The organism is Streptomyces sp. NPDC031121 (assembly GCF_055570615.1).
This window is the reverse complement of record NZ_JBVIGV010000014.1, coordinates 1-21986: the sequence shown is the minus strand read 5'-3', so window position 1 is coordinate 21986 and position 21986 is coordinate 1. Positions and strand designations below refer to the sequence as shown.

The following is a 21986-nucleotide window of genomic DNA, read 5'->3' as shown; positions in this document are numbered from 1 at the left end:
CCCAACTTGGTTGGGTTTACATCCCCGCGGGGGCCAGCCAGTTCAGGTGTTCACCGGCAGCATTTCCGAACCCTGCCGCTTGCCCCTTCCGGGTGACGAACACGGGGGCGACCGGCGCCTTCCCCGCGCCGCCGGGCGCCCCCTTGTGCGCGGTGCAGCCGCCCCGTGTCAGCTGCCGCCGCAGCCCCCGCCCCCGCAGGACGAGGACGAGGAGGATCCGCAGGACGAGGAGGAGGAACCGCAGGACGAGGAGGAACCGCAGGACGCCCCGCCGGCCCACCAGCCGGAGCCGGACGACGGGGACGAGGACGAGGAGGACGAGGACGACGACGAGCCGTGCCGCTTGGCCGCGGGCTTGGACAGGGACGTGACGGGCGCGGCGGCGGCGCCTTTGACGGCGACGGCCACGACGATCACCAGGCCGACGGCGAGCGCGGCCACCAGTACGAGAAGAGCCAGGAGCATCGTCCGACCCCCTTTGCCTAGGCCTCGGTCCCCCGAGGAGCGGGATCCCCGCGTCCCGCGTGCTGCAACGATGCCCGGGCGCCGTCCCGGCCAAAGCGCACTTGAGCAACTCCAGAGGTTCGCCGCAGGATGGCGCCCATGACCGAACCCGCGGCCGGCCGCCGCCCCCTCCTGAACCGCCGCCTGGCGTCCTTCGGCACGACGATCTTCGCGGAGATGTCGGCGCTGGCCGCGCGCACCGGCTCCATCAACCTCGGCCAGGGCTTCCCGGACACCGACGGGCCCGCGCAGATCGCCGAGGCCGCCTCCCGCGCCGTCCTGACCGGGCTCGGCAACCAGTACCCGCCCGGTCCGGGCGTGCCCGAGCTGCGCGCCGCCGTGGCCCGCCACCAGCAGCGCTTCTACGGCCTGGCCTGGGACCCGGACGCCGAGGTGCTGGTCACCGCGGGCGCCACGGAGGCGATCGCCGCCTCGCTGCTGGCGCTGCTCGAACCGGGCGACGAGGTCGTCGCCCTCGAGCCGTACTACGACTCGTACGCCGCCTGCATCGCCATGGCGGGCGCCACCCGCGTCCCGGTCACGCTCCGCCCGCACGGCGGCGCCTTCGCCCTCGACCTCGACGAGCTGCGGGCCGCGGTCACCCCGCGGACCCGCCTGCTGCTGCTGAACAGCCCGCACAACCCGACGGGCACCGTGCTGGGCCCCGCGGAGCTGGCCGCGATCGCGGAGCTGGCGGTCGAGCGGGACCTGCTGGTCGTGACGGACGAGGTGTACGAGCACCTGGTCTTCGAGGGCGTCCACACGCCGCTGGCGTCGCTCCCGGGCATGCGCGACCGGACGGTCACGATCTCCTCGGCCGGCAAGACGTTCTCCTTCACCGGCTGGAAGGTCGGCTGGGTCAAGGATTCTTCGCCTACCTATTTGATCGGGAAGACGGATGCCCGAACACACCCCTCACTGACTCACTGTCTCTAATCCCAAACGACGTGCACTCGACGAAAGCACTTGGAATCCGGGCGCGCGCCTAGAGAAATCCCAAACGGCGTGCACCTCGCAGCGCGTGGCCTACCTCTTCTACTGTCCTTCCTGAAGCCGGGATCACCGGCTCGCTCATCCACTGGGAGATCCCCCGACCTCAGGAAGGAAACCCGTGCAGCTGAGGCTGATGTACGTGATCATCGCCGTCCTCGCGGCGCTTGTCGCCGCTCTGATCGGCAGCGTCGTGACCGTCGTCGAGGGAGGGCGTCCCACGGCGGCATTCAAGACCGGAGCGTTGACCTTCGGCGGTTCCCTGACGCTCATTGTCGTCGTCATGGGGGCCCTGGGGGTGGTGGGCTCGTGAGCGGCATGGACTCCCTGGGAGGGCGTGTGCAGACCGAGGGTGCCTCCTCGCTCGACGAGGTGCTCGCGAAGGTACGCCGACACCGCGCCCACCTCTCGCGGCTGATGAACGCCCACGACGCGACTCGCCTCGTCCTCGGGCTGCTGTACCTGAGCCGGACCGCGCACCCCGCCACCGGCACCGGCACCGGCGTGCCGACTTGGTCGTGGTTGCTGAGGCAGCCGTCAGGGCGCGGTTCGGGATTCCGCGCTGCCGTGAGCAAGTGTCTGAGCCACTGGCTTCCCGCAGCCGACGAACAAGGCGCCGACGCGGACACGAGGAACCTGATGCCCGTTCCGCCCCCTGGTTCCGAAGGCCCGTTGCACGCTCTCGTCCAGGTCCTCGGCGCCGCCCAGCGGGTTGGGCCCCTGCTCGACCAGTGCCTCCGTGACCTCTCGGCGGACCAGGCAGACGGCAGTCACTACTTCACGCCGAGTGACATGGCGCGGCTCATGGTCGGTGCGGCCGTCCCCCGCGACGGGCACAGAGTGCTGGACCCGGTCTGCGGTTCGGGGGGACTGCTCATCGAGAGTCACCGCTATGTCCGCGAGCGCGTCGAGCTGCACCCGGCCCTGTCCTTGCAGGGAAAGGAGCAGCACGCCCACACCTCACAGGTGGCCCGCATGAACTTCGCGGTGCGGGGGATCACGGCTCATGTCTTCCCACCCGGGGACAGCCTGGCGGAGCCGGAACCCGATCCCTACGACATCATCCTGGCCAACCTTCCCTTCAACCAGCGCGGCTGGGCGCCGGAGGACAAGACAGAGCAGGGCACCCGCCGGTCGGGGACCCCAGTCCCTATCGATCCCCGGTGGCCGGAAGAACCGCCGCCCCGAGGATCCGCCAACTCCGCGTGGATTCAGCACATCGCGCATGCCCTGGCTCCGGGCGGACGCGCCGTCTTCCTGATGGCCGACAGTGTCGCCAACAGCAGACAGCCCGTCACCCGAAGGCTCCGCGAACGCCTCCTGCGTGACGATCTCGTCGAGTGCGTGATCGCTCTGCCGCCTCGCGTGTTCGGTCACACCAAGGCCCCCGCCTGTCTGTGGGTGCTCAACAAAGACAAGAGCGCGCGACCTGGCTGGGGTGCCCTGGACCGTCGCCGGCAGGTGCTCTTCGTCAACGCACGGCGAGCCTTCGAACCGGTCCCGGACTCGAGAGCGCGGAGGCTGGGCGACAAGAACACGGCATTGATCCTGAACACCCTGGCGGCCTGGCGTGGCCTCTCCGAGGACGGTGCTGCGGCCTCGCCGTACAACGACGCAGCCGGTTGGTCCCGAAGCTGCTCCACCGAGGAGATCGCCGACCGCGAGTACAGCCTGATGCCGACTTCGTACGCGGTGGAGCCTCCCAGCCCTGAACGGGACACGCGGAGCCGGGTCGAGCAGCTCAAGCTCGAACTGGCCGATCAGTTCGAGCAGATGCGTGAGCTGGAACTTCGACTGCTGGACGTCCTGGAGGAGATTTAATGGAAGCCAATGTCAACCAGGTCTCCTCGGGTAAAGCGGCTTGGCAGACGACCTCCATCGAAATCGAGCGGACCCGCAGAGACATCTACACCACCTCCGGTTACCTCGACGAGGCGGCTGCCGACCAGCCGGCAGGAGTCGTCAGCTCGACTTTCGTCCAGGACGGCAAGATCCTCTCGCCCAGGGCCAATGAGTGCCGTCCGGGCGACTCCGCACCCAGCCGGGCAACTCTCAGGGAGGGAGACCTGGCCGTCGTACTCGTCCGGCGAGTGGGCGATTCCGCGCTGGTCACCGCCGAGCACGCGGGATGGACAGCAACCAGGTCGATCGGCATCATCCGCGCCGAGCCCGACATCGCGCGATGGCTGCGCATCTGGCTTCAGACACCCACGGCGAAGGCCAGGATCGACGAGGACGTGACGGCCCACGTCGAGCCCACCATCAGCCTTGACACCCTCCGCCGCATGCCGTTTCCGCTGCCCCCACCGGACGTCATCACCGCCTACCACCGGGCCTTCGGCCTCATCGAAGAGATGTCCTCCCTCTACCAGGCAACCGCGCGCAAGGCGGTGGAGCTGGCCGATGCACTGCACGACAGCTGCGCATCGTCGGCTCCACCGTGGGAAACACAGTCGCTGGCGAAAGTCGCCAAACCGAAGACCGGTAAAGGTGCCGAGCGCTCGCTTCCCCCGTTGGCCACAGAACCCACCATCGATGTAGTCGCCCCCAGAGACCTCTACGACCTCCCCGTACCTCACGTCCAGAAGTTCCGTCTGAGCGGCTCAGCGAGCACCGGTGAGGTACATCCTCCCGGCACTCTCATGCTGAGCACCCGTTCCGACGGCGCGCACATCGCTGTGCCCTGTCGACCGGCGACACCACTCAGAGGTGTCGTCGCTGTCAGGCCCATCGAGGTCGAGAACGGTTGGTGGCTGTTCCACGAGCTCAGGAGCCGAAGCGGTGACATCACACGGCTAGCGCAAGGCCAGAATGGCCGGGAAATCTCCGCCGGCGCCCTCAAACGCCTGGAGGTCACATGGCCGGACCGGTGCACGCGCGCTGACTTCCACAGGACGGCCGAGCCCCTGCACGCGATGGCAAGATTCTTGGTCTCCAAGATCACGACACTGCATGCCTTGCGGGACACACTCCTGCGCGACATCTCGGCGAAAGCCGGCGTTCTCCGGGAGCCGACCGCCGAGCCGGACGAACGGGGCTCTCACGCTCCTCGCCTCACTGAGGTCCCCTCACCCCGAGAGAGCAGGACCGGCCGTGAGCCAGGATGGTCCCTGGAGAATCGACGGGGACACGAGTGAGGACGGTGGAGACATGGGCGGCAGGCCGCTGCTGAACCGCAGGCTGGACGGGCTCGGGACGACGATCTTCGCGGAGATGTCGGCACTGGCGACAGCGACGGGCGCGATCAACCTGGGCCAGGGCTTCCCGGACACGGACGGCCCGGAGTCCGTACGCGAGGCCGCCGTACGAGCGCTGCGCGACGGCCGCGGCAACCAGTACCCGCCGGGCCTGGGCATCCCGGAGCTGCGCGAGGCGATCGCCGACCACCAGCGCCGCTTCTACGACCTGACCTTCGACCCGGACACGGAGGTCCTGGTCACCGCGGGCGCGACGGAGGCGATCGCGGCGACCATGCTCGCGCTGCTGGAGCCCGGCGACGAGGTGATCGCCTTCGAGCCCTTCTACGACTCCTACGCGGCCTGCATCGCCATGGCCGGCGCGAAGCGAGTACCGCTCACCCTGCGCGCCCCGTCCTTTCGCCCGGACCTGGACGAGCTGCGATCCAAGATCACCCCGCGAACTCGCCTCCTGCTCCTCAACACCCCGCACAACCCGACCGGGATGGTCCTCACCGCCGACGAGCAGAGCACCATCGCCGCGCTCGCTGTCGAGCACGACCTGCTCGTGGTCACCGACGAGGTGTACGAGCACCTGGTCTTCGACGGCGCCGCCCACGTCCCGATCGCGAGCCTCCCCGACATGCGCGAGCGCACCGTCTCCATCTCCTCCGCCGGCAAGACCTTCTCCTTCACCGGATGGAAGGTTGGCTGGGTCATGGCGGACGGCCCGCTCGTTTCCGCCGTCCGAACCGCCAAGCAGTACCTGACCTACGTCAGCGCCGGCCCCTTCCAGTACGCGGTCGCCGAAGCCCTCCGCCTGCCGGACACGTACTTCGACGGCTTCCGCGCCGACCTGCGACGCAAGCGCGGCGTCCTCGGCGACGGCCTTCGGGCGGCCGGCTTCGAGGTCTACCAGCCGGAGGGCACCTACTTCATCACCACCGACATCACGCCCTTCGGCGAGAAGGACGCCTACGCCTTCTGCCGCGTCCTCCCGGAACGCTGCGGCGTCGTCGCCATCCCCAACTCCGTCTTCTACGACGATCCCGAAGCAGGCCGCAGCCAGGTCCGGTTCACCTTCTGCAAGCGGACGGTTGTTTTGGAAGAGGCGGTCGAGCGCCTCGGTCGACTGTCTCGCTGAGCGCAAGCCAGACGGACGTGCAGGCACGGGGCCCATTCAGCCGGAGCCCGTGCCGCACGGGAACTACGGGTTACTCGGTGTCCTTTGGGTGCCGCGTGGATGCGTAGACCAGGAGGACGGTCGACGTCTCGGGGCTGACCAGATAGCGCACACGGCCGCCACTCGTAACCTCGAACTCCCATTGCTCCAAAGCGGAGCCCTTCCACTCCTTGGTGGCGAGCCGCCCGCGTAGCTGGTGCTGACGGTTCCAGTTGTCACGCGACAGCGGGTCGGTGCGCAGCGCCTCCAGGCAGCGGTGGGCACTGGAAAGCGCCGCGCGGCACAGCTCCTCCCACCCCGTCACGGCTTCCGTGGTCCCGAAGACCACGTTCCACCCGCTCAGGGGTGGGACGCTGACACGATCGCCCTTCTTCGGGCTCACCCGCCCACCTCGACCAACCCCAGGCCATCCCCGTCGAGCGGACGCAGAGCTTCCTTGAGCTGCTCCGGATCCGCGTTGATACGAGCCGTCGCCCTCCAGGAGACGAGCGCGCGGTGCACGGCCTCCCGCGCACCCAGCTCCGCCGCATCGGAAAGCGCTTCCAGGAGTTCCACGGTGAACGCGCGCATCTCTTCGTCGTCCAGATGCCGCACCCACGGGAAGACATCCGGCAGCGCCAGCAGGAGCGACCGAACTCCGTCATCGTGCTTCATGAGCGCGAGAAAGAGCCGGGACGCCGTCGTGAGGTTCTCCTCGGTGCGCTCCGCGTGCACGGCCGTCGTCAGCACCATGTCGGGCGCGTCCCGATGCGTGACACGCAGAGCACCGAGGGCGGCGGCCCGGGCAGCTACGGCCTTCGGGTTTCTCGACAGATCCGTGAACGAAACCGACTCGGGTTCGGCTCCCAGGTAAGCAAGGCTCATACTCAGACTTTACTCAGATCGTGTTCTGAGTGCCAGACCTCGGTGTTCCGTGCGCAGGACGGGTGGGCGGGTACGCGCGGCACCCGGGCCGCTGGCTCCTCCAGACCGGCCCTGTTCTGCGGCCGCCCCCGTCAGGGCTTCCGCACGGCACACGAAGCTGCTCCGGATCAGGTTGGCCCGCCTTCGGCGGCTGGGCTCCTGACGCGGCGCGGGCGGGCGCCGCGGCCGGTGTGGCCGCGGGGCCCGCCCGTGCTCCCGTTCGGGTGCGGCGGCTTGCCGGAGGGGTCAGCCCTCCTCGCCGTCCTTGCCTTCCTCGTCGGCCTCCAGGTCCTTCTCCAGGCCCAGCTGCTCCACGAGCCACTTGTCGAACTCGATGGAGGCGCGGACCCAGCTGACCGTGGAGGACACGAAGTGCTCCAGGCTGACGCCGGTGCCGATCAGCATCTGCGCCTCGCCGATCAGGCGGACGGAGCCGTCGTCGTGGGTGTGGCTGTAGACCTTCGGCCACAGGGTGCGGCGGTTCCAGTCGTCGATGGTCTCCAGGAGCCTGGGCTTCTCCTCGATCGCGTGGGGGCGGTCGTAGAAGGTGCGGACGGAGAAGACCTGCTGCTCGGCCTCACCCCGGAACATGAAGTAGGTGCGGAATTCCTCCCACGGCGCCGCGAGGTCGCCCTCGTCGTCGACGACGTACTTGAGCTCCATCTGCTCCAGCAGCTGCTTGACCAGATCCTGGTCGGGGACCACGGGGCCCGCCGGTCCTGTGGCCTGCGGTTCGGGCTGCTGCCCTCCGAAATTCGGAATCGAGGCCGGGTCGATGCTCACCGTGTTCTTCCCTTCGTGCGGATGCTGTCATCCTCCCCCATGGCGCCTACCCCGTGTCCAGCCCCGCACGTGCGATCCGCTCCGAGCGGACACGATTGGTCCGCCCGGAGCGGTCGCGGGCCTATTCGGCCCGGCCCACGCGGAGGCCGTCCCCGTCGACGTCGACCCGGACGGTGTCGCCGTCGCGGACCTCGCCGGCCAGGATCTCCCTGGCGAGGCGGTCGCCCACGGCCGTCTGGATCAGGCGGCGCAGCGGCCGGGCGCCGTACGCGGGGTCGTTGCCCTTGTCCGCCAGCCAGGCCAGCGCCGCGGGCGTGACGTCGAGGGCGAGGCGGCGGTCGGCGAGCCGCTTGGCCAGCCGCGCCACCTGGAGCTCGGCGATCCGGGCCAGCTCGTCCCCGCTGAGGGCGGAGAAGACGACCAGGTCGTCGAGGCGGTTGAGGAACTCCGGCTTGAAGGAGGCCCGCACCGTCTCCAGGACCCGCTCGCGCTTCTCCTCGGGCGTGGCCGTCGGGTCCATCAGGAAGTGGCTGCCGAGGTTCGAGGTCAGGATGAGGATGGTGTTGCGGAAGTCGACGGTGCGGCCCTGGCCGTCGGTGAGCCGGCCGTCGTCGAGGACCTGGAGCAGGATGTCGAAGACCTCGGGGTGGGCCTTCTCCACCTCGTCCAGCAGGACCACGCTGTACGGGCGGCGGCGCACCGCCTCGGTGAGCTGGCCGCCCTCCTCGTAGCCGACGTAGCCGGGAGGGGCGCCGACGAGCCGCGCCACGCTGTGCTTCTCGCCGTACTCGGACATGTCGATGCGGACCATGGCGCGCTCGTCGTCGAAGAGGAAGTCGGCGAGCGCCTTGGCCAGCTCGGTCTTGCCGACGCCGGTCGGGCCGAGGAACAGGAACGAGCCGGTCGGGCGGTCCGGGTCGGCGATCCCGGCCCGGGTGCGGCGCACCGCGTCGGAGACGGCGCGGACGGCCTCGCCCTGGCCGATCAGGCGGCGGCCCAGCTCGGCCTCCATGCGCAGCAGCTTCTGCGTCTCGCCCTCCAGCAGGCGGCCGGCCGGGATGCCGGTCCAGGCGCCGACGACGTCGGCGATGTCGTCGGGGCCGACCTCCTCCTTGACCATGGTGTCCTTCGCGGCCTCCGCCTCGGCCTCGGAGGCCTCGTCGAGCTCGCGCTCCAGGGCCGGGATCTCCCCGTAGAGCAGCTTGGAGGCGGTGTCGAAGTCGCCGTCGCGCTGGGCGCGCTCGGCCTGCCCGCGCAGGTCGTCCAGGCGTTCCTTGAGCTCGCCGACGCGGTTGAGGGACTGCTTCTCCTTCTCCCAGCGGGCGGTCAGGCCGCGCAGCTCCTCCTCCTTGTCGGCGAGGTCCTTGCGGAGCTTCTCCAGGCGCTCCACGGAGGCCGGGTCGGACTCGTTCTTCAGCGCCAGCTCCTCCATGCGGAGGCGGTCGACGGCGCGCTGGAGCTCGTCGATCTCCACCGGGGAGGAGTCGATCTCCATGCGGAGCCGGGAGGCGGCCTCGTCGACGAGGTCGATGGCCTTGTCGGGCAGGAAGCGGGAGGTGATGTACCGGTCGGACAGGGTCGCGGCGGCCACCAGGGCGCTGTCGTTGATCTGCACCTTGTGGTGGGCCTCGTAGCGGCCCTTGAGGCCGCGGAGGATCGCGATGGTGTCCTCGACGGTCGGCTCCGCGACGAGGACCTGCTGGAAGCGGCGCTCCAGCGCCGGGTCCTTCTCGATCCGCTCGCGGTACTCGTCGAGGGTGGTCGCGCCGACCATGCGCAGCTCGCCGCGGGCCAGCATGGGCTTGAGCATGTTGCCGGCGTCCATGGCGGAGTCGCCGCCGGCTCCGGCGCCGACGACGGTGTGCAGCTCGTCGATGAAGGTGATGATCTGGCCGTCGCTGGACTTGATCTCGGCGAGGACGGTCTTCAGGCGCTCCTCGAACTCGCCGCGGTACTTGGCGCCGGCGACCATCGCGCCGAGGTCGAGGGCGACGAGGCGCTTGTTGCGCAGGGACTCGGGGACGTCGCCCTTGACGATGCGCTGGGCCAGGCCCTCGACGACGGCGGTCTTGCCGACGCCGGGCTCGCCGATCAGGACGGGGTTGTTCTTGGTGCGGCGGGAGAGGACCTGGACGACGCGGCGGATCTCGTGGTCGCGTCCGATGACGGGGTCGAGCCTGCCCTCGCGGGCGGCTGCGGTGAAGTCCGTGCCGAACTTCTCCAGGGCCTTGTACTGGCCCTCGGGGTCGGGGGTGGTCACCCGCCGTCCTCCTCGTGCTTGTCGGAAGGCGTCCAGCAGCTTGGCCGCGGTGGCGCCCTGGGCGGAGAGGACCTCGCCCGCCGCGCCGCCCTTGGCGGCGATGGCGATCACGAGGTGTTCGGTGGAGAGGTAGTCGTCGCCGAGCCTGCCCGCCTCCTGGTCGGCCTCGGCGAGGACGGCGAGGAGCTCGCGGGTGGCCTGCGGGGGCGCGACCGTGGAGCCGGTGGCGCTGGGCAGGGCGGCGAGCAGCCGCTCCGCGCCGGCGCGGACGGCGGCCTGGTCGGCCTCGGCGGCGGCGAGGAGGTCGGTGACGTTCTCGTTGTCCTCGCCCGCGAGGAGGGCGAGGAGGAGGTGGGCCGGGGTCAGGTCCGCGTGCCCGTCCTTGACGGCACGGCTGGTGGCGTTGTTCAGCGCGTCCCGGCTCCTGTTGGTCAGCTCGGCGTCCACGGGCGGCTTCTCCTCTCCGTACGGGTGCGGGTGCGGCTGCGGGTGCATGTCGGTGCCGCAGGATCTGACAGAGACAACGTGCGCAAAGTTGAGTCTATTCCACTCAAGCCCGGGATCGTAGTCTCTCCGCATGTCCCATGACGTTCGCCATCCGGCGCCCGAGTACCTGGCCTTCTGGCGGGAGCGGCACGTGTGCACGCTGACCACGCCCCGCCCGGACGGCACCCCGCACGTGGTGCCGGTCGGCGTCACCTACGACCCCGCCGCCGGGCTCGCCCGGGTGATCAGCAACCGGCACAGCAAGAAGGTCCGCAACGTGCTGGCCGCGCAGGCGTCGCCGGCCGGCGCGGCGCGCGTCGCCGTGTGCCAGATGGAGGGCCGCCGCTGGGCCACGCTGGAGGGCCGCGCGGTCGTCCGCACGGAGGCGGAGGCGGTCGCCGACGCGGTGGCGCGCTACGCGGAGCGCTACGGGCGCACACCCTCGCCGAACCCGGACCGGGTCGTGATCGAGATCGCCCTGGACCGGGCGATGGGCCGCGCCTGAGCGGACGGCCGTGCGGGCCGGGCCGCGGGCCCGCCCCCGCGGGTGCTGTCCGGTTCTGCTTGTCCGGTTCGGCTACTGGACGCGGACATCACAACGGCGCCATCGTGGTCAGGTCCACGATGGCGCCGTTGTGTGGGGGAAGCACCTGGGGCGATCTGCAACGACGGGGGAATCGCCTCAGGCACTGCGGGGGGTGGCGGTGGTGATGTCGGGTTCGAAGAGCTGGTGGTCGCGCTGATCGAGGTTCACGAAGACCATGCCGTAGCGCACCTCGCAGCGGACCGGCTGCGGCGCGCCGCGGGGGCGGCGCAGGCAGCGGTAGGCCCGGACGTCCTCGTCCTCCTCGCGCGTGATCACGATCGGCTGGCCGAAGAGGGTGACCATCAGCGAGTCGCCGACCTGGGGGATGGCCGTCGCGAGGTCGATGAACTGCCAGCCGGAGCGGTATGCGGAAGCCATCTCGCGGCGGAAGCCGCGGTCGTCGGGGGTCATGCCGCGCTCTCCACGACAAGTCCGGCGGACGCGGTGTCGGCGGGGGCGGAGCGCCATCCGCTGTCCAGCGGGGCGGCACGCCACCCGCTGTCCATCGACGGCTCACGCCATCCGCTGTCCTCCAGCAGCGCCGCCCGGATGTCCGCGGCACCCCCTCCGGCGCCCCCCAGCGTGGCTCCGGCGAGTCCCAGACCGGCCACAGCCGAGAAGATGACGGTGGCAAGCGCCGAGCGAAGCATTCTCTTGTTCATGGTCGGCTTCGTCCTCACTTGATGAAATCCTCTCCCCCGCCTGTCAGACGATGGCTCATTCAGGCACGTCGCTGCCACAGGGACGATGCATCATGTTCTTGCATGTTCAGGACCCTGGGGGGTGGAGATTTGGCACTAAACACAACAAAAGCGACACATCCCCATGCGGTCACCGACCTGTGCAGCGAGGGCGCACGGCTCTATACGAGCGCGCTGCGCACCGGCCGCATCGCACGTGCGGACGTGAAAACGGCTCCTTGCCTGCTCGATCTGGCGTTGCTGCAGCCGGATCCCGATGACGTCAATTCGCTCCGCCCGGTTCCGCCGGCGGTCGCACTGGCCCAGCGGCTGCACCCGATCGAGCGCGAGATCCGCGACCGCCGGCGCGACTCCCTCGAACTGTCCGAGGCATTCGAGCCGTTCCTCGCCATCAGCGCGCAGGCACCCGCCAGCACCCACGCCATCACCGTGCTGGAGGGCTTCGACGCCATCAACGCCGCCCTCAACCTGGCCACCGCCGAGTGCCACACCGAGATGCTGACCGTCCAGCCCGGAGGCGCACGCCCCAGTCTGGAGCTTACGGAAGCCCTGGAGCGGGACCAGCCGCTCACGGACCGCGGTGTCCGAATCCGTACCCTCTACCAGCACACCGTCCGCCACAGCCGCGGCACCCTCGCGTACATCGACATCCTGAAGGCCGGCAAGGTCGAAGTCCGCACGCTGGAGGAGCTCTTCGAGCGGCTCATCATCTTCGACCGCACCGTCGCCTTCATCCCCGCCAGCGACGACCGCCAGGTCGCCCTGGAGCTGCGCCACCCCGGCCTCGTCGACTACCTCATCAAGGTGTTCGAGCAGCTGTGGCACCGCGCGGTGCCGCTCCAGGAGGAGGTCACCTACCGGCACACCCGCGACGGCATCTCGGGCGTGCAGCGCACCATCGCCCAACTCCTAGTCGAGGGGCACGTGGACGAGGCGATCGCCCGCCGGCTGGGCATGAACGTACGCACCTGCCGCGCGCACATCGCCAAGCTCGCCGGCATCCTCGGCAGCGGCAGCCGCGCCCAACTCGGCTTTCTCATCGCCCGGTCGGGGATCCTGGAGGAGGACGACCCAGAGTGAGCGGGGGCGGGCCCGGCAGGCCCGCGCAGACGCCTGAGGCCGGCCCCCGGCGGCCGGACGCGCAAAGCCCCGCCCGGAGGACCGGGCGGGGCCTTGCGCGCACCGTACGGGCCCCCGCGGGGGCGCCTGGGCGGGGGCGCAGCGGGGGCCGCGGTCAGTCCGCGGACCGCTTCGGCGCGGGCCGCCAGACGACCAGGGCGCTGCCCGCCGCCGGCGGCTGGTACTTGACCAGATCCCGCCGGTACGAGGCGTGCACCTGGGCTTCGCGCTGCTGCATCACCGCGGCCGCTCCGTCGACCGCGGCCGACAGCTCGGCCACGCGCGCCTGGAGGGCGGCCACCTGGTTCTGGAGTTCGATGATGCGCTTGATGCCGGCGAGGTTGACGCCCTCGTCCTGGGAAAGCGCCTGCACCGTGCGGAGCAGCTCGATGTCCCTGGCCGAATACCGCCGGCCGCGGCCCGCGGTCCGGTCGGGGGAGACCAGGCCGAGACGGTCGTACTGGCGCAGCGTCTGGGGGTGCAGGCCGGAGAGCTGGGCGGCCACCGAGATCACGTACACCGGGGTCTCGTCGGTCAGCTCGTACGCCCCGCCACCGAACCGCGGCTGTCGTCGGCGGCCGTCCATGTCATGCTCCCTTCGCGGACTCGAACAGCGCGGCGCGCGGGTCCTCCGACACCGTCGCGTCGCGGTACATCTCCAGGGCCTCACGGGCCTTGTCCGACAGCGCGGCCGGAACCGCGACCTCCACCGTGACGAGCAGGTCGCCGCGGGTGCCGTCCTTGCGGACGGCGCCCTTGCCGCGGGCGCGCATCGTGCGGCCGGACGGGGTGCCCGGCGGAAGCTTCAGCGTCACCGCGGGGCCGTTCAGGGTCGGGACCCTGATGTCGGCGCCCAGGGCCGCCTCGGTGAACGTGACCGGGACGGTCACCGTCAGGTTGTCGCCCTTGCGGGAGAACACCGGGTGGCTGCCCACGTGGACCACGACGTACAGGTCGCCGGCGGGTCCGCCGCGCTCGCCCGGTGCGCCCTTGCCGCGCAGCCGGATCCGCTGGCCGTCGGAGACGCCCGCCGGGATCCGGACCTGCATCGTCCGGGAGGACTTGGCGCGGCCGCTGCCGTGGCAGACCTCGCAGGGGCTCTCCGCGATCAGGCCGCGGCCCTTGCAGTCCGCGCACGGGTCGGTCAGCGAGAAGCCGCCGCCGCTGCCCCGCGACACCTGGCCGGTGCCGACACAGGTCGGGCACACCCGCGGGGTGCCGTTCTTGTCGCCGGTGCCCGAACAGGCCTTGCAGGGAGCCTGGGAGGACATCCGCAGCGGGACCGTGGCCCCGTCCACCGCCTCCGTGAAGGAGAGGCTGACCTCCGACTCGATGTCCTGGCCGCGGCGCGGCTGGGTCCGGGCGCCCGGACCGGCGCCGCCGCGGTTGAACAGCCCGCCGAACACGTCGCCGAGGCCGCCGCCGAAGCCGCCGGCGCCGCCGGGCTGGGCGCCCCCGAAGAGGTCGCCCAGGTCGAAGTTGAACGAGCCGCCCGCGCCGGGACCGGGGCGGAACCCGCCGTTCCCGAACAGGGCGCGGGCCTCGTCGTACTCCTTGCGCTTCTTGGCGTCGCCGAGGACGTCGTTCGCCTCGGAGATCTCCTTGAAGCGCTCCTCGGCTGCGGCGTCGCCCTTGTTGGCGTCCGGGTGGTACTCGCGGGCGAGCTTCCGGTACGCCTTCTTGATCTCGGCCTCGGTGGCGTCCTTCGGGACACCGAGGACCTTGTAGTAGTCCTTCTCGACGAAGTCCTTCGTGCTCATCCCCGGTGTCCCTCCTCCCGTGCCTTCATCTGACCACGCCCCGGGACGTCAGCCCTTTTCGGGAGCATCCGCGTCCTTGTCCGACGGCGTGTCGCCCTCCGCGGACTCGGACTTGGGGGCCGCGCCCGGCTGGGGCTCGGCCACGGCGACCCGCGCGGGGCGGATCGTGCGCTCCCCGATCCGGTACCCGGGCTGCAGGATCGCCACGCAGGTCGTCTCGGTGACGTCCGGCGCGTACGAGTGCATCAGGGCTTCGTGGATCGTCGGGTCGAAGGGCTCGCCCTCCTTGCCGAACTGCTGCAGGCCGAGCTTGGCGACGGCGGTCTCCAGCGATTCGGCCACCGACTTGAAGCCGCCGACCAGCTCGCCGTGGTCCCGCGCCCGGCCGATGTCGTCCAGGGTGGGCAGCAGCTCCGTCAGCAGGTTCGCGACCGCGATCTCCTTGACGGCGACCCGGTCCCGCTCCACGCGGCGGCGGTAGTTCTGGTACTCGGCCTGGAGCCGCTGGAGGTCGCCGGTGCGCTCGGCGAGGGCCGTGCGCGCCTGGTCCAGCTGCGCCAGGAGGGCCGCGTCCGCGTCCTGCGGGGCGGACGTGGCGGACCGTGCTCCGGAGTCCCCGGCCGGGGCCGCCGGCTCCTCCGGGGAGGAGTCGGCGGTCTTCGGCTCGGCGGCGTCCTCAGGGGCGGCGCCGTCGGGGACTTCGGGCTTCTCGTCGAAACCCTGGGTCTCCTCCGGCATCAGTGCGCGCCCTTCGGCTTGTCCTCGTCGACGATCTCGGCGTCGACCACGTCGTCGTCGGCCTTGGCCTGGCCCGCGTCACCGGCGCCGCCGGCGGCCTGGGCGGCCTGCGCGTCGGCGTAGATGGCCTGGCCGAGCTTCTGGCTGACGGCGGCGACCTTCTCGGTGGCGGTGCGGATCTCGGCGGTGTCCTCGCCCTTGAGCTTCTCCTTCAGCTCGGCGACGGCGGCCTCGACCTCGGTCTTGACCTCGCCCGGGACCTTGTCCTCGTTGTCCTTGACGAACTTCTCCGTCTGGTACACGAGCTGCTCGGCCTGGTTGCGGGTCTCGGCGGCCTCGCGGCGGCGCTGGTCCTCCTCCGCGTACTGCTCGGCCTCCTGGCGCATCCGGTCGACCTCGTCCTTGCCGAGCGAGGAGCCGCCGGTGACGGTCATCTTCTGCTCCTTGCCCGTGCCGAGGTCCTTCGCGGTCACGTGCATGATGCCGTTGGCGTCGATGTCGAAGGAGACCTCGATCTGCGGGACGCCGCGCGGGGCCGGCGGCAGGCCCGTCAGCTCGAACATGCCGAGCTTCTTGTTGTACGCCGCGATCTCGCGCTCACCCTGGTAGACCTGGATCTGCACGGACGGCTGGTTGTCCTCGGCCGTCGTGAAGATCTCCGACCGCTTGGTCGGGATCGTGGTGTTGCGCTCGATGAGCTTGGTCATGATGCCGCCCTTGGTCTCGATGCCGAGGGACAGCGGGGTGACGTCGAGGAGCAGGACGTCCTTGACTTCGCCCTTCAGGACGCCGGCCTGGAGGGTGGCGCCGATGGCGACGACCTCGTCCGGGTTCACGCCCTTGTTGGCCTCCTTGCCGCCGGTCAGCTCCTTGACGAGCTCGGCGACGGCGGGCATGCGGGTGGAGCCGCCGACGAGGACGACGTGGTCGATCTCGCTCAGGGCGATGCCGGCGTCCTTGATGACGTTGTGGAACGGGGTCTTGCAGCGCTCCAGCAGGTCGGCGGTCAGCTGCTGGAACTGGGCGCGGGTGAGCTTCTCGTCCAGGTGCAGCGGGCCCTCGGCGGACGCCGTGATGTAGGGCAGGTTGATCGTGGTCTCCGTGGAGGAGGACAGCTCGATCTTCGCCTTCTCGGCGGCCTCGCGGAGGCGCTGGAGCGCCATCTTGTCCTTGGACAGGTCGACGCCGTGGCCGTTGGCGAACTGCTTGACCAGGTAGTCGACGACGCGCTGGTCCCAGTCGTCGCCGCCGAGGTGGTTGTCGCCGTTGGTGGCCTTGACCTCGACGACGCCGTCGCCGATCTCCAGCAGCGACACGTCGAAGGTGCCGCCGCCGAGGTCGAAGACGAGGATGGTCTGGTCGTCCTTGTCCAGGCCGTACGCCAGGGCGGCGGCGGTCGGCTCGTTGACGATGCGCAGGACGTTCAGGCCCGCGATCTCGCCGGCCTCCTTGGTGGCCTGGCGCTCGGAGTCGTTGAAGTACGCCGGGACGGTGATGACCGCGTCGGTGACCTTCTCGCCCAGGTAGGCCTCGGCGTCGCGCTTCAGCTTCTGCAGGATGAAGGCGCTCATCTGCTGCGGGTTGAAGTCCTTGCCGTCCAGGTTGATCTTCCAGTCGGTGCCCATGTGGCGCTTCACCGAGCGGATGGTGCGGTCCACGTTCGTGACCGCCTGGCGCTTGGCGACCTCGCCGACGAGGACCTCGCCGTTCTTGGCGAAGGCGACGACGGACGGCGTGGTCCTGGCGCCCTCGGCGTTGGTGATGACGGTGGGCTCGCCGCCTTCGAGAACGCTGACGACGGAGTTAGTGGTGCCCAGGTCGATGCCGACCGCACGTGCCATTTCGATTCCTCCAGCTGACTTGAGTGGAACAGACTCAAGGGTGCCGCACCGGCCCGGCTCCGTCAACAGAGGTGAGTCGGGTCGGCTCAACTTCTATCTGGGTCTTATGCTCAGCCGCGAGCGGACTTCGAGCGGGGCGCGCCCGAGTGGGGGACGCGGGCGCCCGCGCGCTGCGCGGCGCCCGGCAACCTGCGCGGGGGCGGTGCACGGTGCCTGCATGCCGCTGCCGCCCCTCCCCCTCCCCCGGGTCCGGCGCCCCGCCCGGCGCACCGACCCCCGCCCGCACCCCGCCGCCCCGCGACGCCCCCTCCCCCGGCCCGCCCTGCGGCTGCCGCGGCCGGCGCTCCGGATCCCCCGGCCCGCGCTGCGGCTGCCGAAGCCCGTACTGCGGGTGCCGCGGATGCCGCGGATGCCGGCGTACCCGGCCAAGCGGGCCTTCGACCTCGCCGCGGGCCTCCTCCTGCTGGCCGCGGCCCTGCCGGCGCTGCTCACTGCGGCCGCCACCCTGTTCCTGGCCCGGCCGCGCGCGGGCGGCAGGATCCTGCTGCGGGAGCCGGCGGCGGGGCTGGGCGGGCGCCCGTTCCGCACGTGGCGGCTGCGCACCGAGGGGGCCGGGCGCGTCGGAGCGGCGGTCCGGCGGTGCGGGCTGGACGCGGCGCCGCAGCTCCTGAACGTGCTCCGGGGCGAGATGTCGCTCGTCGGGCCGCGGCCGGAGGCCCGTACCGACCGGCCCGACAGGCTGCTCGTACGCCCCGGAATGACCGGATTGTGGCAGGTCAGCGCGCGGTCGGACCTCCCCTGGGAGGAGATGGCCCTCCTGGACCGGCACTATGTGGAGAGCCACTGGCTGGGGATGGATCTCGCGATCCTCGCCCGTACCCCCCGCGCGGCCCGTGAACACAGGCATGCCTGAGCGACACAGATCACCGCACGTTCACCTACAGCGCAGCGCGGAGAATGGGTAACCTCAAGCCCTGACTCAATAAGTTACTGCTTAGTAAGTCCCGCCCGAGGAGCCCTCCCATGCAACTCGCCGCGATCATCGTGTCGCTGGTCCTGACCGTGGTCGGCGTCGCGCTGCTCGCCCGAGCCGTGGCGCAGATCTACCGGTTCGTGAAACTCGGCCAACCCGTGCCGGCGGGCAGCCGCACGGACGACCCGAAGGCCCGAACGCTCACCCTGGTCCGCGAGTTCCTGGGCCACAGCCGGATGAACCGCTGGGGCATCGTCGGCTTCGCGCACTGGTTCGTCGCGATCGGCTTCCTGACCCTGCCGCCGACCCTGGCGCAGGCGTACGGCCAGCTCTTCCAGGCCGACTGGACGCTGCCGGTGCTCGGCGGGTTCCTGCCGTTCGAGATGTACATCGAGTTCATCGGACTGATGACGGTCGTCGGCATCGCCGTGCTGATGGTGATCCGCCTGCTGTCGCTGCCGTCGCGGGCCGGCCGCAAGTCGCGCTTCGCGGGCTCGAAGGCCTGGCAGGCGTACTTCGTCGAGTACGTCATCCTCACGATCGGCCTGGCGATCCTCGCCCTGCGCGGCCTCGAGGGCGCCATCCACCACGTCGACTCGTACGAGCCGGCGTACTTCGTGTCGTACCCGCTGGTGCTCGCGTTCGACGGCCTGTCGACGACGGCCCTCCAGAACGCCATCTACTTCACCGCCATGGTCAAGATCGGCACCTCGCTGATCTGGATGATCACGGTCTCGCTGAACACGAACATGGGTGTCGCCTGGCACCGCTTCCTCGGCTTCCCGAACATCTGGTTCAAGCGGAACGCCGACGGGGCGTCCGCGCTCGGCGCCCTCCAGCCGATGACCTCGGGCGGCAAGGAGATCGACTTCGAGGACCCGGGCGAGGACGACGTCTTCGGCGTCTCCCAGGTCGAGCAGTTCTCCTGGAAGGGCATCCTCGACTTCTCCACCTGCACCGAGTGCGGCCGCTGCCAGTCGCAGTGCCCCGCCTGGAACACGGGCAAGCCGCTCTCCCCGAAGCTCCTGATCATGTCGCTGCGCGACCACGCGCACGCCAAGGCCCCGTATCTGCTGGCCGGCGGCGGCAAGACGATGGAGGGCGAGGAGAAGGCGACCGAGGAGCAGCTCGCCGGCGTCCCCGCGACCGCCCTCGCCGAGGCGGAGCGCCCGCTGATCGGCACGGTCGAGGAGAACGGCGTCATCGACCCGGACGTGCTGTGGTCCTGCACCACCTGCGGCGCGTGCGTGGAGCAGTGCCCGGTCGACATCGAGCACATCGACCACATCGTCGACATGCGCCGCTACCAGGTGATGATCGAGAGCGCGTTCCCGTCCGAGGCGGGCACGATGCTCAAGAACCTGGAGAAGAAGGGCAACCCCTGGGGCCTGGCGAAGAAGCAGCGCGTCGAGTGGACCAAGGAGGTCGACTTCGAGGTCCCGATCGTCGGCAAGGACGTGGAGGACCTCACCGAGGTCGACTACCTGTACTGGGTCGGCTGCGCGGGCGCCCTGGAGGACCGGGCGAAGAAGACCACCAAGGCCTTCGCGGAGCTGCTGCACATGGCGGGCGTCAAGTTCGCGATCATGGGCGGCGAGGAGAAGTGCACCGGCGACTCGCCGCGCCGCCTGGGCAACGAGCCGCTGTTCCAGCAGCTGGGCCAGGAGAACGTGGCCATGCTGAACATGGCCTTCGGCGAGGACGACGAGGACGAGTCGACGAAGAAGCCGAAGTCGGCGAAGAAGATCGTCTCGACCTGCCCGCACTGCTTCAACACCATCGCGAACGAGTACCCGCAGCTCGGCGGCGAGTACGAGGTCATCCACCACACGCAGCTGCTCCAGCACCTCATCGACGAGGGCAAGCTGCTGCCGGTGACCCCGGTCGACGGCCTGATCACGTACCACGACCCCTGCTACCTGGGCCGCCACAACAAGGTCTACACGCCGCCGCGCGAGATCATGTCCGCCGTCCCGGGCCTGCGCCAGCAGGAGATGCACCGCCACAAGGAGCGCGGCTTCTGCTGCGGCGCCGGCGGTGCGCGGATGTGGATGGAGGAGCGGATCGGCAAGCGCATCAACAACGAGCGCGTCGACGAGGCCCTCTCCCTCAACCCGGACATCGTGTCGACGGCGTGCCCGTTCTGCCTGGTGATGCTGACCGACTCGGTGAACGGCAAGAAGAACGACGGCCAGGCCAAGGAGTCCGTCCAGGTCGTGGACGTGGCCCAGCTGCTCCTGGAGTCGGTGAAGGCCCCGGCCCCGACGGAGGCCGAACTCGCGGCGGCCGCGGCGGAGGCCGAGGCCGAGGCGAAGGCCCAGGCGGCGGCCAAGGCGGAGGCCGAAGCCGAGGCGAAAGCCGAGGCGGCGGCGAAGGCGGAAGCCGACGCGAAGGCCGAGGCGGCGGCCAAGGCGGAGGCGGCGGCCAAGGCCGAGGAGGCGGCCAAGGCGGAGGCGGCGGCCAAGGCGAAGGCCGAGGCTGCGGCGAAGGCGGAGGCCGACGCCAAGGCGAAGGCCGAGACCGCGGCCGAGGCGAAGCCCGAGGCGACGGCGGCGGACGAGGCCGGCACCGAGAACGAGCCCGCAGCCGAGAGCAAGCCCGCGCCCGGCGAGGAGCCGGGGTCCGGGACCCGCGGCGACGCGGCCGGGGCCGGCACGGCCAAGTAGCCCGAGCCGCGCGGCACCTCAGCGCAACCCGCGCCGGAACGGCCGGCCCCCGCCCGGGGGCCGGCCGTTCCGCTTCCCCGCTTCCCCTCACCGGCCGCGAGCAGAAGGGGGGCCTGCCCCCCGGGGTTCCCCTAGGGGATGTCACAGCTCAGCCGCAAAGGGTGCTTATTTGGGCACCGACTGCACCCGAATGCCCGGCACCAGGTACGTTCGATCACGTGGCTGGATTCAGGATCGGACGCGGCAGGGACGACGACCGCGCGCAACAACCCCCGCGGCAGCAGCCGTACGGTCAGCAGCACCCGCAGCAGCCGCCGCAGGCGGCACCGTACGGCCGGCAGCCCTACCCTCCCCAGCAGCAGTGGCCGCAGCAGGCCGCGAGCGGGGGGCACGGCGAGCCCGAGTACTTCGACCCGTACGGGCACCCGCACGGCCACCAGCAGGGGCACCGGCAGCAGCCCCCGCAGGCGTACCCGCAGGAGCCCCCGTACGGCCCGCCCGGCGGCCAGGGCGGCCACGGCGGCGGCTCGTACGCGAACGACAACCCCGGCCACACCCAGGTCTTCTCCTACGGCGAGGACCCGTACGGCCCGCCCGGCACGTACCAGGCGGACGGCGGCGCGGCCGCCGCGGCTCCGGCCGGCCCGCGGCTGCCGTGGAAGGAACTGCTCAAGGGCATCGTGATGCGCCCGGGGCCGACGTTCTTCCAGATGCGCGACTACCCGGTGTGGGGCCCCGCGCTGATCGTGACGTTCCTGTACGGCCTGCTCGCGGTCTTCGGCTTCGACGACGCCCGCAAGGACGTCATCAACGCAACCCTCGCGAACGCCGTCCCGATCGTCCTCAGCGCCGGCGTGGCGTTCGTCATCTGCGGCCTGATCCTCGGCGCCGTCACCCACACCCTCGCCCGCCAGCTGGGCGGCGAGGGGTCCTGGCAGCCGACGGTCGGCCTGTCGATGCTGGTCATGTCGATCTCGGACGCGCCGCGCCTGATCTTCGCGGTGTTCCTCGGCGGCGACAACATGTTCGTCCAGGTGCTCGGCTGGGCGACCTGGGTCGCGGCGGGCGCGCTGTTCACGTCGCTGATCAGCAAGTCGCACGACCTGCCGTGGCCGAAGGCGCTGGGCGCGTCAGCGATCCAGCTGGTGGCGCTGCTGTCGATCATCAAGCTCGGCACCCTGTAGGGAGCCGCAGCGAAGGACGAAGGGCCCGGGGGGGGGGAGGGGGGGGGGGGGGGGGGGGGGGGGGGGGGGGGGGGGGGGGGGGGGGGGGGGGGGGGGGGGGGGGGGGGGGGGGGGGGGGGAGGGGGGGGGGGGG

19 protein-coding genes and 2 pseudogenes are annotated in these 21986 nt (G+C 70.8%); 10 read left to right on the top strand and 11 right to left on the bottom strand.

What is annotated here, in order from left to right:
* Positions 1-168: 168 nt before the first annotated feature.
* Positions 169-465 carry a hypothetical protein gene (locus tag ACZ462_RS25010; protein WP_467805660.1) on the bottom strand — a complete coding sequence of 99 codons (297 nt, stop codon included), beginning with the start codon at positions 463-465 and terminating at the stop codon, positions 169-171.
* Between the two features lie 129 nt (positions 466-594).
* On the opposite strand from ACZ462_RS25010, the pseudogene ACZ462_RS25005 reads away from it, so the two are divergent.
* The 5 genes and pseudogenes from ACZ462_RS25005 to ACZ462_RS24985 all read left to right on the top strand — a co-directional run.
* A pseudogene (locus ACZ462_RS25005) lies at positions 595-1374 on the top strand (aminotransferase class I/II-fold pyridoxal phosphate-dependent enzyme); the annotation flags it as partial.
* A gap of 241 nt (positions 1375-1615) precedes the next feature.
* On the top strand, positions 1616-1807 hold the full coding sequence (locus tag ACZ462_RS25000) for a hypothetical protein (RefSeq protein WP_385970871.1): 192 nt from the start codon (positions 1616-1618) through the stop codon (positions 1805-1807).
* Positions 1808-1812: 5 nt separating this feature from the next.
* Complete coding sequence (locus tag ACZ462_RS24995; RefSeq protein WP_467805685.1) at positions 1813-3315, top strand: N-6 DNA methylase; 1503 nt, start codon at positions 1813-1815, stop codon at positions 3313-3315.
* Positions 3315-4631 carry a restriction endonuclease subunit S domain-containing protein gene (locus ACZ462_RS24990; protein WP_467805661.1) on the top strand — a complete coding sequence of 439 codons (1317 nt, stop codon included), beginning with the start codon at positions 3315-3317 and terminating at the stop codon, positions 4629-4631. Before ACZ462_RS24995 ends, ACZ462_RS24990 begins: the two co-directional genes overlap by 1 nt.
* A 13-nt stretch (positions 4632-4644) precedes the next feature.
* Positions 4645-5814, top strand: a complete 1170-nt coding sequence (locus ACZ462_RS24985) for a pyridoxal phosphate-dependent aminotransferase (protein WP_467805662.1) — start codon at positions 4645-4647, stop codon at positions 5812-5814.
* Between the two features lie 70 nt (positions 5815-5884).
* On the opposite strand, the gene ACZ462_RS24980 is transcribed toward ACZ462_RS24985, so the two are convergent.
* From ACZ462_RS24980 to clpB, 4 genes are all read right to left on the bottom strand, one after another.
* On the bottom strand, positions 5885-6235 hold the full coding sequence (locus tag ACZ462_RS24980) for a hypothetical protein (protein ID WP_467805663.1): 351 nt from the start codon (positions 6233-6235) through the stop codon (positions 5885-5887).
* Positions 6232-6717 carry a prevent-host-death family protein gene (locus ACZ462_RS24975; protein ID WP_467805664.1) on the bottom strand — a complete coding sequence of 162 codons (486 nt, stop codon included), beginning with the start codon at positions 6715-6717 and terminating at the stop codon, positions 6232-6234. The genes ACZ462_RS24980 and ACZ462_RS24975 overlap by 4 nt, the downstream gene beginning before the upstream one ends.
* Positions 6718-7002: 285 nt before the next feature.
* Positions 7003-7539, bottom strand: coding sequence for a YbjN domain-containing protein (locus tag ACZ462_RS24970; protein WP_467805665.1), 537 nt, complete (start codon positions 7537-7539; stop codon positions 7003-7005).
* Positions 7540-7660: 121 nt separating this feature from the next.
* The gene (gene clpB / locus ACZ462_RS24965) at positions 7661-10246 is read right to left on the bottom strand and encodes an ATP-dependent chaperone ClpB (protein WP_467805687.1); all 2586 of its coding nucleotides are present in this window, start codon (positions 10244-10246) and stop codon (positions 7661-7663) included.
* Between the two features lie 130 nt (positions 10247-10376).
* Between clpB and ACZ462_RS24960 the strand changes: the two genes are divergently transcribed.
* A complete protein-coding gene (locus ACZ462_RS24960; RefSeq protein WP_467805667.1) occupies positions 10377-10790 on the top strand; it encodes a pyridoxamine 5'-phosphate oxidase family protein in 414 nt (137 codons plus the stop codon).
* Between the two features lie 177 nt (positions 10791-10967).
* On the opposite strand, the gene ACZ462_RS24955 is transcribed toward ACZ462_RS24960, so the two are convergent.
* Entirely contained in the window at positions 10968-11282 is a 315-nt protein-coding gene (locus ACZ462_RS24955) for a Rieske (2Fe-2S) protein (protein ID WP_114053450.1), read from the bottom strand.
* Positions 11279-11533 carry a hypothetical protein gene (locus ACZ462_RS24950; RefSeq protein ID WP_246042259.1) on the bottom strand — a complete coding sequence of 85 codons (255 nt, stop codon included), beginning with the start codon at positions 11531-11533 and terminating at the stop codon, positions 11279-11281. Before ACZ462_RS24950 ends, ACZ462_RS24955 begins: the two co-directional genes overlap by 4 nt.
* A 102-nt stretch (positions 11534-11635) precedes the next feature.
* Here ACZ462_RS24950 and ACZ462_RS24945 point away from each other — a divergent pair, with 102 nt between their 5' ends.
* The gene (locus ACZ462_RS24945; protein WP_125543357.1) at positions 11636-12652 is read left to right on the top strand and encodes a helix-turn-helix transcriptional regulator; all 1017 of its coding nucleotides are present in this window, start codon (positions 11636-11638) and stop codon (positions 12650-12652) included.
* A gap of 154 nt (positions 12653-12806) precedes the next feature.
* Here the strand turns inward: ACZ462_RS24945 and ACZ462_RS24940 are convergent, their stop codons facing one another.
* Genes ACZ462_RS24940 through dnaK form a run of 4 tightly spaced genes read right to left on the bottom strand, consistent with a single transcriptional unit; the run spans position 12807 to position 17030 of the window.
* Positions 12807-13277 (bottom strand): heat shock protein transcriptional repressor HspR, encoded by a 471-nt coding sequence (locus ACZ462_RS24940; protein WP_467805669.1) that lies wholly within the window; start codon positions 13275-13277, stop codon positions 12807-12809.
* Between the two features lies 1 nt (position 13278).
* Complete coding sequence (gene dnaJ / locus ACZ462_RS24935; RefSeq protein WP_467805670.1) at positions 13279-14451, bottom strand: molecular chaperone DnaJ; 1173 nt, start codon at positions 14449-14451, stop codon at positions 13279-13281.
* Between the two features lie 48 nt (positions 14452-14499).
* Entirely contained in the window at positions 14500-15189 is a 690-nt protein-coding gene (gene grpE, locus ACZ462_RS24930; RefSeq protein WP_467805671.1) for a nucleotide exchange factor GrpE, read from the bottom strand.
* A complete protein-coding gene (gene dnaK / locus ACZ462_RS24925; RefSeq protein WP_467805673.1) occupies positions 15189-17030 on the bottom strand; it encodes a molecular chaperone DnaK in 1842 nt (613 codons plus the stop codon). The genes grpE and dnaK overlap by 1 nt, the downstream gene beginning before the upstream one ends.
* Positions 17031-17247: 217 nt before the next feature.
* Here dnaK and ACZ462_RS24920 point away from each other — a divergent pair, with 217 nt between their 5' ends.
* The 3 genes and pseudogenes from ACZ462_RS24920 (at position 17248) to ACZ462_RS24910 (ending at position 21853) form a co-directional block, all read left to right on the top strand.
* Complete coding sequence (locus tag ACZ462_RS24920) at positions 17248-17943, top strand: sugar transferase (RefSeq protein WP_467805674.1); 696 nt, start codon at positions 17248-17250, stop codon at positions 17941-17943.
* Between the two features lie 110 nt (positions 17944-18053).
* Positions 18054-20261, top strand: a pseudogene (locus tag ACZ462_RS24915) (heterodisulfide reductase-related iron-sulfur binding cluster); the annotation flags it as partial.
* A 626-nt stretch (positions 20262-20887) separates the two neighbouring features.
* Positions 20888-21853, top strand: a complete 966-nt coding sequence (locus ACZ462_RS24910) for a Yip1 family protein (protein ID WP_467805675.1) — start codon at positions 20888-20890, stop codon at positions 21851-21853.
* The last annotated feature ends 133 nt before the right edge of the window (positions 21854-21986 follow it).

Bases quoted from the DNA above. Each gene is read 5' to 3' on its own strand.
- ACZ462_RS24950 (WP_246042259.1), bottom strand. From the start codon at position 11,533: ATGAACAAGAGAATGCTTCGCTCGGCGCTTGCCACCGTCATCTTCTCG.
- ACZ462_RS24975 (WP_467805664.1), bottom strand. From the start codon at position 6,717: ATGAGCCTTGCTTACCTGGGAGCCGAACCCGAGTCGGTTTCGTTCACG.
- ACZ462_RS24920 (WP_467805674.1), top strand. From the start codon at position 17,248: ATGCCGCTGCCGCCCCTCCCCCTCCCCCGGGTCCGGCGCCCCGCCCGG.
- ACZ462_RS25010 (WP_467805660.1), bottom strand. From the start codon at position 465: ATGCTCCTGGCTCTTCTCGTACTGGTGGCCGCGCTCGCCGTCGGCCTG.
- ACZ462_RS24955 (WP_114053450.1), bottom strand. From the start codon at position 11,282: ATGACCCCCGACGACCGCGGCTTCCGCCGCGAGATGGCTTCCGCATAC.
- ACZ462_RS24985 (WP_467805662.1), top strand. From the start codon at position 4,645: ATGGGCGGCAGGCCGCTGCTGAACCGCAGGCTGGACGGGCTCGGGACG.
- dnaK (WP_467805673.1), bottom strand. From the start codon at position 17,030: ATGGCACGTGCGGTCGGCATCGACCTGGGCACCACTAACTCCGTCGTC.
- grpE (WP_467805671.1), bottom strand. From the start codon at position 15,189: ATGCCGGAGGAGACCCAGGGTTTCGACGAGAAGCCCGAAGTCCCCGAC.
- ACZ462_RS24990 (WP_467805661.1), top strand. From the start codon at position 3,315: ATGGAAGCCAATGTCAACCAGGTCTCCTCGGGTAAAGCGGCTTGGCAG.
- ACZ462_RS24995 (WP_467805685.1), top strand. From the start codon at position 1,813: ATGGACTCCCTGGGAGGGCGTGTGCAGACCGAGGGTGCCTCCTCGCTC.
- ACZ462_RS24945 (WP_125543357.1), top strand. From the start codon at position 11,636: ATGTTCAGGACCCTGGGGGGTGGAGATTTGGCACTAAACACAACAAAA.
- ACZ462_RS24960 (WP_467805667.1), top strand. From the start codon at position 10,377: ATGTCCCATGACGTTCGCCATCCGGCGCCCGAGTACCTGGCCTTCTGG.
- ACZ462_RS24940 (WP_467805669.1), bottom strand. From the start codon at position 13,277: ATGGACGGCCGCCGACGACAGCCGCGGTTCGGTGGCGGGGCGTACGAG.
- dnaJ (WP_467805670.1), bottom strand. From the start codon at position 14,451: ATGAGCACGAAGGACTTCGTCGAGAAGGACTACTACAAGGTCCTCGGT.